Below are 13,166 nucleotides of genomic sequence, written 5' to 3' on the forward strand. Positions count from 1 at the left end.
TTCCCATGCGATGATCACCCGCGGCATCCCTTGCATGTTCATCAGCTCCTAGCGCAGCAGCGTCCTGGCGATGAAGACGCGCTGTATCTCCGAGGTCCCCCCTCCGATTACCGACGCCTTGGCCGCCCACAGGGAGCGGCCGACGTTCTCGTCGGTCATGCACCCGTACCCGCCGAAGACCTGGATGGCCTCCAGGGCGTTGCGCAAGGCGGCTTCGGTGGTGAAGAGCTTGGCGATGGCGGCCTGCAGGTGGAAGACCTGCCCGGTGTCGAACATCCAGGCCAGCTTGTAGGTGAGCAGGCGCGCCGCCTCCAGGTCCACCGCCATGTCCGCCAGCTTGGCCTGGACGAGCTGGAACTTGGAGATGGGCCGTCCGAAAGCGTGCCTCTCCTTGGCGTATGTGATGCAGTCGTCCAGGTTGCTGGCCATACCGCCCAGGAACCCGGCGAAGGCCAGCCGCTCCCATCCCAGGGAGGTGAGCATGGCATAGAAGCCCTGCCCCTCCACCCCCATGAGGTTCTCCACCGGAACGCGGCAGTCGTCGAAGGCGATCTCCCCCACGTCGGAACCTGCCGACGGGGTGTACAATCTCAGGGGCTTGCCCCGCACGAAACCGGGGAAGCCGCTCTCCACGATGAAGGCGGAGATGCCCTCGATACCCGCCGCGTCGGCCGTCTTGGCGAAGGTGACGAAGGTATCGGCGTGGGGGGCGTTGGAGATGTAGATCTTGTTGCCGTTCAAGACATAGGAGCCGCCGTCCCTCACCGCCTTGCTCTTCATGGCCGTGGCATCGGAGCCGGCTTCCGGCTCGGTGAGGGCGAAGGCCCCGATACGCGAGCCGTCGCACAGGGCGGGGAGATACTCACGCTTCTGCTCCTCGCTGCCCAGCACGGCGATGGGCATGGCGCAGATCATGGTGTGGGAACCCCACTTGATCATGAGGTCCATATCCTTGCAGTACCGGGCCATGACCTCGTTGGCCAGGGTGGTGGTCACCGCATCCGCACCTCCGCCCCCGTACTCCTCGGGGACCGGCAGGCCGAGCAGTCCGAAGTCGGCCAACTTTTTCCATATTTCGTGAGGGAATTCCTCGGTCTGTTCCCGCTCCCGCGCCCCCGGGGCGATCTCCTTCTCCGCGAACTCCTGCACCGACTTCGCGAAGGCTTTCTGCTCTTCCGTGAAATCGAAATCCATGTCTCACTCCTTTGAGGGCAGGGCGACCACGGCTATACCGTCGATCTTGCTTTCGCTGCTTGCGTTGACCACGGAGAGCGCGCAGTCGACGAGCCTCTCCCCGTCCTGTTCGTATTTCCTCACGATCTTACCCTTGCAGACGATGGTCTCACCCGGCCATACCTGCCCGGTGAAGCGGATCCTATACAGCCTGACGTTTCCCGCGCCCACCCAATCGGTGAGCATGCGCGCCAGGTAACCGCCCTGCATGAGGCCCATGGCGAAGACGGATGGCAGGCCTATGGCTATCGCGAAGGCCTCGTCGTGATGGATGGGGTTGAAGTCGCCTCCCGCCCCGGCGTACTTGACGATATGGGTGCGCGTGACCTCCAGGGAGAGTTCGGGGCTTTCGTCTCCTTCCGCTATGTCCTCGAAGTAGAGCTTGCCTTCTGCCATGCTCATCCCCCCTCAGGCCGCCGATTCGCGCTCGATGAAGAGCATGCGGTCCTTCTGCACCAACACGCCTTCCTGATTGGTGTATGTCGATTCAACGGTGATGAAGTTCATCTTCCCGCCGCGTTTGCCCTCCTTCTGGTAAAAGTCTTTGACCTTTACGGCGACGGTCAGCACGTCCCCCGCACAGACTGGCGCCAGGTACTCGAACTCCGATTCGCCATGCACGCTGGTGGCCACCGATATGCCCATCTCCTGCATCATATTGAGGAGGAAGTCCTCGTCGGGCACGTGGTGCAGGAAGGTGGCGGTGAAGGTGGGCGGGGCGGGGACGGACCTGAAGCCCATGCTCTTCGCGATTTCCTCGTCGTAGTAGAGGGGGTTCCTGTCCCCCAGGGACCGCGCGAACTCCTTGATCTTGCCTTTCTCGACGGGCAGCTCGAAGGACGGGAACTCCTTGCCTACGATGGCTTCGTTGACCATTTCACACGCCTCGCTTTCTTTGCCTAGAGCTTGAAGAGCTGCTCGGAATTGGTCTCGGTGATGGTCTTTATCTCCTCGACGGTGAAGGGTATCTCCGTCCTGGGGCTGGTGTGGATATCCAGCCACTCCTTGGGTGGCACGAGCACGTTGGGGAGTGGCGTGTCGGTCCCCCACAGCACCTTCTCCGGGCCGCAGTCGTCGATGAACCTCCGCAGCAAGGTGTAATATTCCTCAGCGTGCAGACCGAAGAGGAGCTGCCAGTAGGAGCAGTCGAAGTAGAGGTTGGGCAGCAGCCTGCCGAACATGATGGCCTCGGGCCACCAGTCCATGCCGAAGTGGGCGGCGATGAACTTGGTGGCGGGGAACTTGCTGGCCGCCTCGGCGATCCATACCGGGCGGGCCGTTTCCAGCACCACCGGCGCCGCGGGCTGGGCGCCGGAATGGAAGAGCAGGGGGAGGTCCCATTCCGCGCATTTCTCGTAGACCGGATACATCACCGGGTCCATGGGGTTGAAACCGGCGGAGGGATGGAGTTTGATCCCCCGCATCCCCCATTCCTCGATACACTGGACGATGTGGTCCATGGCCCCCTTGCGGCGAGGGTCGATGGCGCAGAGAGCCACGAAGCGATCGGGGTGGGCCTTGCACAGGTCGGCGTACATGCGGTTCATCTCGAAAATGGGGATCTCCGGCTCCCCGATCTCCTCGCCGAAGTCCACCCCGAAGAGCACCGCCCTATCGATGCCCGCCTCGTCCATGTGCGCCAGGTATTTTTCGCCCTTCTCGTCCTGGAGCATGGGATAGAGCGTTTCTTTGCCCTGCTCGAAGGTTAGTCTCTGCCCCAGCGCCCTGCCCGCAGCCATGACCATGGTGCGGATGCAACCCTCCTCGTAGGCCAGGGGGACCATGCCCGGGATCCAGATGTGCACGTGACAGTCGACGACCATCTCCTTCTCCTTTCAATAGGAATAGTTATTATTCACGTTTCGTGAGCGATAACTCACATATGGGCAAAAACGAACGTTTCTCTCCTCTGCGCTATTTCTTTCTTCGGAGTTCTCTCGTGCGGCCTACCTCTTGAACATCGCCCGCACGAAAGCGCGCACCCTCGCCTCGTCCAGCATGGACCCCATGTTTATCTCCCTGGCCAGGATGAGACTGTAGTACTGGCCCACGTAATCCCAGGCTAGAAGCTCGGTGTCGACGTCCCTTCCGAGATCGCCCTGCTTCTTCGCCTGGTCGAGCGCCGCCTTGACCGTGCTTACGCTGGCCTTGAAGAACTCGACCAGGGGTTTCTTTAGATCCGGGTCATACGTACTGCTCAACAGGTGCGAGAAATACTTGGAACCTCCGGTGGAGGACTTGATGTAGTCGAGATAGGCGGCTGCGCTGTCCTCCAGGTACTGCAATGGGTCATCCCGGTTCTTTGTATAGCACTCCCTATAGCGCGCCATCAATTCCTGGACGATCTCCTGGAAACAGGTGATGAACAGCTCTTTCTTGCCGTCGAAGTGCTTGTAGAGCATGGCCTCGGAGATACCCGCCTCCTCCGCGATCATGGCCATGGTCCCCACGTCGTAGTTCTTCTCGGAGAAGACCTTTATCGCGCCCTGGATTATCCTCTTGTGCTGCTGCTCGTACTGCTCGTATTTCTCTTTGGCCTTTTCGACGATGCTCATATCCGGCCTTACCGTGAGTTATCAATATCTTTTCCGTAATTATACGCTCACAAAATATCATCGGTTGCTTCTGCTGTCAAGCGGGGCGCCGCCCCCAGGACTCTCCGTCATCGCGCACACGCGATGCGGTTGGCAGCGCAGATCACGCGTGCCAGGCCTGGTCTCCTGGAATCGGCCAGGCGACTGGCACCGCCGCGCCGGAGACGGCACTGTCTATTTCGCGATGCATTCCGTCGAGGATCTGCTCTACTCCTGGGCGCCGAGGCCCTGCCCCCATCGCTCGAAGATCTTCCGGATGGCTTCGCGGTGCTCCTCGGAGAGGAGCATGATGGGCTGGACGTGGGATTCAAGGTCCAGTACCGAGCGCAGGTCGAGCAGGTGCGAGGTGTTGAGCATGCGCTTGCTCGCGGCCAGGGTCACCGGCGACTTGGTGGCGATATAGGCGGCCAGTTTCATCACCTCGTCCGATATCTTCGTATGCTCGACGACCTTGTTGACCAGCCCTATTCGCAACGCCTCCTCCGCCCCCACCACATCGCCGGTGAAGGTCATCTCCTTCGCTTTCGCCAGGCCAACACGCTCGGCCAGGAAATACGAGCTGCCCATGTCGGGCGTGGCGGCTATCTTTATAAAGCCCATGCTGAACTGCGCCCTCTCCGTGGCGTAGGTGATATCCGAGGCCAGCGCCAGCCCCAGCCCGCCCCCCACCGCATAGCCGTCAACCTCGGTGATGACCGGCTTCGTCCCCGTGTAGAGCCTGAGGATCACCTCGCCGATGGCCCTCATGCTCTGGTTTAAGAAGACGGGGTCGAGGTTGTCCCCCAGCAGGGTGAGGTCGGCCCCGGAGCAGAAATGGCCGCCGTCGCCGCGCAGCACGATGACCCTCACCGCCTCGTCGTCCAGCACCCGCGTCAGCCCCTCCACTATGGGATAGCCCAGCTCCACGCTTAGGGCGTTCATGTCCTGGGGCCGGTTCATGCTGCAGCGCGCGACGCCGTCCGTTATCTCGATGCGGAAGACATCGGGGTCCATGCCTCCCCCTTTCTCCACCGGTGGACCATGAGACGCGATGCCGGTGCTTGACAGAAGTCCTTGTACTCCACGCCCACCAGCCCGTGCAGCTTCTCGTCCAGCGCCTTCTTCCTCGCCTTGTCCGCCTTGACCTCTTCCAGGTCGATCCCCGCCTCCGCGAGGACCTCGGCCGTGTGTCGGAAGTAACAGGACATGGTGACCTCCCGCCTTCGAACCATCTCCGCCTTTATTCAACCATAACGGGGCCGGAGCTCAAAACTCGCCCACAGGTTCCCGGGGTCGGCCACCCATGTCGTGAGGCCGCGACATACCGGGGATGAAGATCCACGGAATGCTGTGCCGCAGGGACCATATCGTCTATCATTGAGTAGCCGTGCACGGAGCGGAGAGAAAGATGAGCGGGAGATGCGCGTAGCCCTTATCTATCCCGATTACTACCAGTCCGGCTGCATCGAGGGCGAGCCCCAGGGCAGGATACACCTCGGCAGCGCGTATCTTTCCGCCTGCCTCAAGCAGGCCGGCCACGAGACCGCCTTCCTGCACCTGGTGGAGCCCACCGGCCGCGAAGAGTTCCTGGAATGGCTGACCTCCCAGCACGCCGGCCTTGTGGCTTTCTCCTCCACCAGCCTGATGTTCTCCAAGGTGCGCCAGATGGCGCGCTGGGCCAAGGAGGAGACTGGCCTGCCGGTCCTGGTGGGCGGTGTCCACCCCACCCTCGATCCCCTGGGGGCCCTGGAGGACGAAAGCATCGACATGGTGTGCGTGGGCGAGGGCGAGGCGGCGCTTGTGGAGCTGGCCGGAGCGCTGGAGGGCCGCGGCGAGGTGGACGGGGTCGCGAGCATCATGGGGCGCTGGCGCGGCAGGGACTTCGCCAACCCCGTGCGCCCCCTCCTCGAGGACCTGGACCAGCTGCCATTCCCCGACCGCTCCATCTTCGACATGGAGAGGATGGCCCCGGACCAGCTGGAGCGGATAACCGTCATGGCCTCGCGGGGCTGCCCCTACCGCTGCCGCTACTGCTCCAACCACGCCCAGAGGAGCGCCTACCCCAACGCGGGCCGCTACGTGCGCTTCCGCAGCGTAGACAACGTGCTCAGCGAGGTAGAGGAGCTGGCCGCCCGCGCGGAGGGCGTCGACCACGTGCGCTTCGACGACGATATCCTCACCCTGCGCCCCCGGTGGTTCGAGGAGTTCGTGCGCCAGTACCGCCGCCGCATCGACCTGCCCTTCATCTGCAACTCCCGCGTCGACCTACTGGACGAGGAGAAGATCGCCGCGCTCAAGGAGGCGGGGTGCAAGACCATCTGCATGGGCATCGAGAGCGGCAACCCCTGGCTGCGCCGCAACGTGCTCGGGCGCAGGATGAGCGACAGGCGGATCCTCGACGCCTTCCGGCTCTGCCGCAAGTACGGCATCGGTACCGTCTCCCTCAACATGATGGGTTTCCCCCAGGAGGACTTCTCCATGGTGCTGGACACCATCAAGCTCAATGGACGCGCCGAGCCCGGCATCACCCAGATAACCGTCTTCTACCCCTTCCCCGGCACCGAGCTCTACAACACCTGCAAGGAGAAGGGGCTCTTCGTGGACGAAGGCACCGACACCCTCTTCACGCGCCGCTCCGGCCTCAAGTTAGACGGCATAAGCGAAGAGCAGATGGAGCTGGTGAGCGAATATTTCACCCCCCTGGCCTGGCTGTATCACGGCATCTTCACCCTGCCGGACGGGCTGGCCCGCCCCCTGGAGCAGGCCGTCGATTTCGCGCTCGCCAGCGACCGCATCCCCCACGGCTGGAAGAGGAGAGCGGCGGAGCGGCTGCTGCGGCGCCTTCCCTGGGACTGGTACATGACCACCAAGTACTGAATCTGCCCGCTTTGGTCGCGCTATCCTTCCGGGTGTCCCCTGGAGACGCTCCTCGTTACCGCTGGCGTTAGGTCCAGAGGGCGCCGGGAACCGCATGCCGCTGGTCACGGGATTCAGGTTAAAAAGAACCTTGCCGAAGCAATACTAAAGGTGCACGCTGGTTAAACAAAGGGTGGGAAGTTGGACATCCTCGACAAGACCAGGGGAAGGTACAGAAAAGAGGCTCTTCTCCTCTACGGCAAGGTCATGCTCTTGGCCCTGCTGCCGGGTATCGGAGGCATCGTCCTCACCGCCTGGCTGGCCGCGAACACCGACGTGAACCCATACCTCATCGGGGTGCTGGTGGGAGCGGTCACGGTAGCGGTGGCTGCCTTCGCCGCCGTGGCGTACGCGTCCAGGACCTACATCAAGCCCATGGTGTTGATAAACGCCTTCGCGCAGGAACTCAAGGACAACAATTTCCAGACCATCGAGCAGGTGGAGGGCGCGGGCCTCCTGCGCAGCGCCATCGAGACCATGAACGAGCTCAGCGAAGCGTTAAGCGCCTTCCTGTCGCAGACGGGGGATACCTCCGGGAACCTGGCCCTCTCCAGCGAGACCCTCCTGCATATCACCAGCGCGAGCAATACCACCCTGCAGGGCATTACGAAAGCGCTGGTGGACCTGACGTCGAAGGCCGAAAACCAGCTGAACAGCGTCTTGGGGGCCAAGAGCGCCACCGACGAGATCTTCGAGAACATAGAACGGGTGGAGGAAGCGGCAAGGATGTCCCTCGATTTCTCGGGACAGGTCATGGAAGCGGTTGAGCGGGGCTCGGCGACGGTGGAGCGTGTCGTGGAGAAGATGGCGGAGATCAAGGAAGCCACGGGCATGCTCGCCGGCCTGATCAAGGACCTCGATGAGCGGTCCGAGGAGATCGGGATGATCGTCGAGGTCATCACGTCCATAGCCGACGAGACCAGGCTGCTCGCCCTGAACGCAGCCATAGAAGCCGCCAGGGCGGGAGAACACGGGCGGGGCTTCTCCATCGTCGCGAGCGAGGTGAGGAGGCTGGCGGACGGCTCGTCGGAGGCCGCTGGCAAGATAGAGGGCCTGCTGAGCGAGATAAAACGCTTCGTGGACGGTGCCGCCACGGCCATGCAGGAGAGCATCGAACGCGTGGAGGACGGCGCGTCCGTCGCCGCCGAAGCGAGGGCGATGCTGAAAGACATAAGCGATGTCTCGGTGAGGATAGGTCACTTCATCGATTCCATCACCGACGCGACCAGGTCCATGGGACCGAACAATGAAAGGATATCCGGCGTGATTGAAGCCATGACCCAGTTATCGGAGGACGTGGCCGCCAACATGCAGGAGGTCGCCGCATCCGTCGAGGAGCAGGCGGGTTCGGTACAGGAGATAACCGCCCTCATGCACGAGCTGGACGCCATGTCCAGGGGACTTCACGAACTGATCTCCTTCTACAAGCCGTCGGCTGAGACCGCGAGCTGAGGTCATGGCGGCAGGGCGGCCGCTCCCGGCCGGGCATCCGCTGGCAGACCAAGCGCTGATCCGGCAACCCGGGTTGACCATGGCCCGGACCGGCGTCTACAAATGCTGCCGGGGCGCGTCTTTCAGTATCCGGACGGTGCCGCGGTCCCCGTCTACCTGCACTATCTGCCCCGTCTTGATGATGCGCGTCGCCGGGCCGACGTTGACCACGGTGGGGATGCCGTACTCGCGCGCCACGATGCTGCCGTGGCTCAAAAGGCCTCCCAGGTCCATGACGATCCCCGCCGCGGTGAGAAAATGGGGTGTCCAGCCGGGATCGGTGAAAGGGGCCACCATGATCTCGCCCGGCTGCACCTGCCCCACATCGGAGCGCAGCATAACCCGCGCCGGTCCGCTGACCACTCCGGGGCATACCGCCAGGCCCTTTAGCTCATCGACGCCGCTGTCTATCTCGTCGGGGATGAAGTCCTCGGGATCGAACCTGCCGTAGATGAGTTTGGGCGGGGTTATGGCCAGGTTCCTCTCGTAGTCGGCGCGGCGACGCCGGATCTCTTCCCTCACGGTTTCCCGGTCCTCGTCACGCAGCACACCGTCTATCTCTTCCAGGTAGAGGAAGAAGATGTCCTCCGGCTCGTCCAGCAGGTCGCGGGACGCCATCCGCCTGCCCAGCTCGAGGAGGAGGGTACGGATAAAGGCCACTCCCTTCACGGCTTCGTTCTTGACGTTCTCGCGCATGAGCAGGCCCTGCTGGGCTTGCCGCAGCACGTGGTCGAAGAAGAGGCGCTTTATCGGGTTCGCGAGCAGGCGCCGGCACCGCGAGGTCAACTCCTCGCGTACCATCTCGTTCTCGCGCAGCTTCGCCAGGGGATCGACCTTGTCCATGCTGAGCAGATAACCGCGCAGGACATCCAGGACGAAAGCGGGGTCCTCAGACCACCTGCGGTTACGCAGCTCGAGTTCTCCCCGGGAATGATGTCCGTGCTCCAACATGAACCTTCTCCAGCCGGAGAAGAAACCGGCCGCGGCCAGGTCGTCCCGGAAGATATCCTCCAGGGCCTCGAAGGAGGTGCCGGAGAGAACGGCGTCCCTTAGCCCCGGCTCCGCATGCGCCGCCAGGGCCAGCCCCCACAGCTCGAAGCCGGCATCGGCGCTGCGCATGCCCGCAAGACCGCTGCAGAGCCGGTTTGCCGAGATGCCGCGGTATTGTTTCAGCCAGGTGCCGCAGAGCCTGTCCAGGGTCATGAAGTAGTACATGCCGCGCGCGGCGACGCCGAGGATGGCGTCGCTCTCCGCCATCAGCCGCAGGACGCGGTCGATCCTGGCCACAATTTCATCCTCACCGGCGCGGGAGATGTCGATATCCTGGATATCAGCGATCTCCGTCCGCAGCTCCGCGATGAAGTCGCGCCCCTTCTCGCTGGAGAGAGAATGAAACCAGGCCAGAAAGGCGGGAGCCCTGGCCAGGACCTTGCCCAAACTGAAGTCCAGGTCCGGGACGTCCCCGTCCGGGATGGATACCTCCTGGAGCTGCGACCCCTCGCCGCTGAGGCCTCCCTGTGCCCCGCCGAGGGCCTGCCCGACGTCCATGCGGCGCAGCCCGGGGAAGGAGCGTATTGCGCCGGTCATGGTGTTGAGGTTGAAGTACGCGCGTCCCGCGATCTGTCCCACGATGGTGTTGTCCCCGAAGTCGAGGCCGATCCTGCCGAAGATGGACCCGAAGACCTGGAAGACTATGATCTGCACCAGCGACCAGGTAGCCGGGGTGACCACGTCGGGGAGCACCTCGCCCGCGTTGATGTTGCTCCATACCTGGCGGTCCTCCCAGCTCCTCTCGCGGCCCAGCGCGGTGATAGGCCGCGCCTGCAGCAGGAAGACCCTCCCCGCTGCGATGGCCCATTCCAGGTCCAGCGGGCAGCCGAAGACCGCCTCCGCCCGCATGGCCATGAGGCAGATGATCCGGGCCGTGTCCTCGCCTATGCAAGGGTTGGATGCGGATGAGGACAGCATGAGGAGGCCTCTCCTGGAGACGATGAAGCGGTCGGGCGCCGCCCGGCCGGAAACCAGGGAATCCCCCAGGCCGGTCACGGCCTCAATGGTGATGCGGTCGGCCCTGGCGGTGACCGGGTCGGCCGTGAAGACGACCCCGGCCGCCTCCGCCGGGACCATCTCCTGGACGATCACCGCCATGTCCACGCCGAGCTGTTCGAAGCCGTTCTTACGCCGGTAGTCGAAGGCACGCTCCGTCCATAGCGACGCCCAGCACCTCTTGACGGTCCCGAGGAGGCCGTCAAGGCCCGTAACGTCGAGAAAGGAATCGTACTGTCCCGCGAAGGACGTGCCGGGGAGGTCCTCGGCCGTGGCAGACGAACGCACCGCCACCGAACCGGCAGCGAGCTCCCGGTAAGCCTGCTCAAGCTCGCCGCACAGCCCGCTGCTCAGGGGAGCCGCGGCGATATCTCGCCGTATTTTCTCAAGAGCGTCCTTCACCTCCTTGGTCGTGAGCTTCGCGGCGTCCCGCTTCAGGGATTCTATCTCTGCGGCGATACCTTTCCCGTCGATGTGCCCCCTATAGGCGGAAGAGGTTATGCAGAATGCCGGGGGCACCGGAAGGCCGGCTCCGACCAGGCGGGCAAGGCTCGCGGCCTTGTGGCCCACTAGGCCCAGGTCCTTCTCGCTCAGCGCATACAGGGGGATGATATGGCCTGACCTCACGCTGCTCCCCGTCTCTCAAGCCGTTTGCGACTCAAGTTAGTTATCGAGAGAAATATCGCTCCCCTGAAGGGACCCGATGGTGAGAGGATGGGGTCAGCCCCTGACATGTGACATCTTCTCGATCAAGAAAGATCGTAAAGAGATACCGCCATTGAAGATGTCACATGTCAGGGGCTGACCCCATATAACAGGCCGGAGGGTCGGCCCTCCGGCCTGCCGTTTCGCTGGTAGCGGGGGGGAGATTCGAACTCCCGACCTTCGGGTTATGAGCCCGACGAGCTACCTGACTGCTCCACCCCGCGCCGGTTTTCAACGTTTTCATTATACATGCCACGACGGTGAATATGAAATGTTGCGCGATGGAGACACCGCGACGGGGGCAGGCGGCGGCGAGAGAAAGGCAGGGCCTGGCCTCGGGCTGACATGGATATGGACGGGAGCACGGATGGTCGAAGGGAACCGCGAAGGTATCCGGCATTGTCAATAGAAATAACGTGTATATAGAATTCTCCACAGAGAGAAGGGAGGACCGATGACTGGAGGTCGGCTCAGGTGAGGGAACACAAGGGCACGGTAATCGCGATAACCCTGTCCGTCGCCATCCTGGTGGTCCTCGCCGTCCTGGGACCTTACCTCTACGACCGCCTGCGCCGGGATTCCGCCGCGGCCGGCGGGGGAGCTGCCGAGGCCGAGGAGTTCAAGCCCCTGACCCACGACGAGCTGCTGGGGCCTCCCCTCTCCTTCGAGACGCCGGCTTTTGTCCGCATCCCGGTGGTGGGGATAGACGAAGAGGTAAGGGAGGGCAGCGACGACGAGGATGAGATGTACACCATCCTCTCCATGGGACCCATCCACCTCACCCATACCGGGTTCCCGGGCTGGCCGGGCAACTGCGTCATCTCGGGCCACCGCACCACCAAGACCAGGCCCTTCAACCGCCTGGATGAGCTCGTGGCGGGAGATGCCATATTCATACAGAACCCGCGCGGCATCTACGAGTATCGCGTGACCGAGCTGCGCTACATCGACCCCAGCGAGAACGTCACCATCCAGACCGAGGAGCCCATCCTCACCCTCACCACCTGCGCCCCCGAGGGCGACGCGACCTTGCGCCTGGTGGTGCGGGCATCCCTAGCCGGTTTCACCCCCGTCGAGGAGATGGAGGTGGGACCGTAGCCCTCAAGTGGCCTTGATCTCGAGCTCGAGCAGCTGGGGCTCGGGGCAGCGGTAGCTGATGTCGGCCTCAAGCCCCTCCACGTACTCGAAAAGCCCCGCTATGCGACCCACCAGCCTGGGGACATAGAGGGGGTTCTCGATGGTCATCTCCAGGTAGCCCTCGCCGCAGTTGAAGCTCCGGACGTTTCCGAACCCCCCGGCGTGCAGGTATCTGGCCGCGGCGCGGTAAGCGCCGTTACGGGTGCGTATGGGGACCCCCCGGAAGTCGCGCAAGTGATAATCCTTGGTTACCTGGATGATGAGGGGCTCCAGGTCTCTGCCGGTCTTTCTCTCCAGGTCCCTTACCACCCCCAAGAGGATATGCGTGGTTGAGAAGACGAACCTGCGGTTGTTGTCACGCCTGCATATCATCCCCTCGTCCTCCCGCCACTCCAGCTCCGTCAGCGCGCGGGGGAGCCCGCAGGATGAACACCCCTCTCTGCGATCGCCATGAGGCGGGATCAGCCTGCCCGCCAGGGAGAGTTCCCTCTTGGCCTCCCTGATCGACCTCATTGCCTCCACGTCCACCTCCGCCCAGTGCTTCTTCTCCGGTTGGAGCAATATGGAGATGATGTAGTCGTCGCCCTCCTTCCTCCACGCCAGCTCCGAGCCCATGCCCTCCACGAACTCGAGCAAACCCTTGGTGCCCCAGGCGATGGAGATGATGTCGAAAGGATGCCTGACCCTGAAGACCATGAGCTTGCCGCGCCGGTATTCCTCGAGTTGCATGTGGCCGAAGCCGAACAGGGCCAGCTCTCCGACGATGCTTTTAAAGGCGAGGCGCATGGGCAGAAGGCCGATGACAAACTTACGCCATCCGTACAGGATGTTGTCCTCGATGTAGTCCCGCGTCGCCGCCTGCTGGCCCCGGAGCATAGCCTCCGAGATGTTGACGCCCAGGAGCTGCTCTAGCTCCGACCAAAGGCGGGTGTAGTAGTCGGCCTCAAAGAGCACCATGCGCATGGTGGGATCGTTCCGCGCCAGGATCACCCCGTTGCCCGGCCAGTCGTAGTTCCTGCTCAAGCGGAGCGGGAGGCCGCATTCGCCGCACCGTTTCAAGGCCAT

The 13,166-nt window shown here is 63.1% G+C and carries 12 protein-coding genes and 1 tRNA gene; 3 read left to right on the plus strand and 10 right to left on the minus strand.

The window, feature by feature from the left end:
• Positions 1-48: 48 nt before the first annotated feature.
• The 7 genes from AB1384_10935 to AB1384_10965 form a co-directional block, all read right to left on the minus strand.
• Positions 49-1,194: an acyl-CoA dehydrogenase family protein gene (locus AB1384_10935; protein MEW6554788.1), complete on the minus strand. Its 1,146-nt coding sequence runs from the start codon at positions 1,192-1,194 to the stop codon at positions 49-51.
• Positions 1,195-1,197: 3 nt separating this feature from the next.
• Positions 1,198-1,629: a MaoC/PaaZ C-terminal domain-containing protein gene (locus AB1384_10940; protein MEW6554789.1), complete on the minus strand. Its 432-nt coding sequence runs from the start codon at positions 1,627-1,629 to the stop codon at positions 1,198-1,200.
• 12 nt (positions 1,630-1,641) lie between these two features.
• Positions 1,642-2,109 (minus strand): MaoC family dehydratase N-terminal domain-containing protein, encoded by a 468-nt coding sequence (locus AB1384_10945; GenBank protein MEW6554790.1) that lies wholly within the window; start codon positions 2,107-2,109, stop codon positions 1,642-1,644.
• Between the two features lie 23 nt (positions 2,110-2,132).
• Positions 2,133-3,056, minus strand: coding sequence for an amidohydrolase family protein (locus tag AB1384_10950; protein ID MEW6554791.1), 924 nt, complete (start codon positions 3,054-3,056; stop codon positions 2,133-2,135).
• Positions 3,057-3,179: 123 nt separating this feature from the next.
• Positions 3,180-3,788: a TetR/AcrR family transcriptional regulator gene (locus AB1384_10955; GenBank protein ID MEW6554792.1), complete on the minus strand. Its 609-nt coding sequence runs from the start codon at positions 3,786-3,788 to the stop codon at positions 3,180-3,182.
• Between the two features lie 246 nt (positions 3,789-4,034).
• The gene (locus tag AB1384_10960) at positions 4,035-4,820 is read right to left on the minus strand and encodes an enoyl-CoA hydratase/isomerase family protein (protein MEW6554793.1); all 786 of its coding nucleotides are present in this window, start codon (positions 4,818-4,820) and stop codon (positions 4,035-4,037) included.
• Positions 4,790-5,014 (minus strand): hypothetical protein, encoded by a 225-nt coding sequence (locus AB1384_10965; protein MEW6554794.1) that lies wholly within the window; start codon positions 5,012-5,014, stop codon positions 4,790-4,792. The genes AB1384_10960 and AB1384_10965 overlap by 31 nt, the downstream gene beginning before the upstream one ends.
• Positions 5,015-5,225: 211 nt before the next feature.
• Here AB1384_10965 and AB1384_10970 point away from each other — a divergent pair, with 211 nt between their 5' ends.
• On the plus strand, positions 5,226-6,683 hold the full coding sequence (locus AB1384_10970) for a radical SAM protein (protein MEW6554795.1): 1,458 nt from the start codon (positions 5,226-5,228) through the stop codon (positions 6,681-6,683).
• 180 nt (positions 6,684-6,863) lie between these two features.
• The gene (locus AB1384_10975) at positions 6,864-8,174 is read left to right on the plus strand and encodes a methyl-accepting chemotaxis protein (GenBank protein ID MEW6554796.1); all 1,311 of its coding nucleotides are present in this window, start codon (positions 6,864-6,866) and stop codon (positions 8,172-8,174) included.
• 96 nt (positions 8,175-8,270) lie between these two features.
• Here AB1384_10975 and AB1384_10980 read toward each other — a convergent pair whose 3' ends face one another.
• Together AB1384_10980 and AB1384_10985 are read right to left on the minus strand one after the other, a co-directional pair.
• Positions 8,271-10,886: a PEP/pyruvate-binding domain-containing protein gene (locus AB1384_10980; protein ID MEW6554797.1), complete on the minus strand. Its 2,616-nt coding sequence runs from the start codon at positions 10,884-10,886 to the stop codon at positions 8,271-8,273.
• A gap of 225 nt (positions 10,887-11,111) precedes the next feature.
• Positions 11,112-11,188: transfer RNA gene (locus AB1384_10985), tRNA-Met, on the minus strand.
• 250 nt (positions 11,189-11,438) lie between these two features.
• Between AB1384_10985 and AB1384_10990 the strand changes: the two genes are divergently transcribed.
• The gene (locus tag AB1384_10990; protein ID MEW6554798.1) at positions 11,439-12,062 is read left to right on the plus strand and encodes a class E sortase; all 624 of its coding nucleotides are present in this window, start codon (positions 11,439-11,441) and stop codon (positions 12,060-12,062) included.
• Between the two features lie 3 nt (positions 12,063-12,065).
• Here the strand turns inward: AB1384_10990 and AB1384_10995 are convergent, their stop codons facing one another.
• Positions 12,066-13,166, minus strand: a complete 1,101-nt coding sequence (locus tag AB1384_10995; protein MEW6554799.1) for a hypothetical protein — start codon at positions 13,164-13,166, stop codon at positions 12,066-12,068.

The sequence above is a fragment of the Actinomycetota bacterium genome (genome assembly GCA_040757835.1).
Lineage (GTDB): Bacteria > Actinomycetota > Geothermincolia > Geothermincolales > RBG-13-55-18 > SURF-21.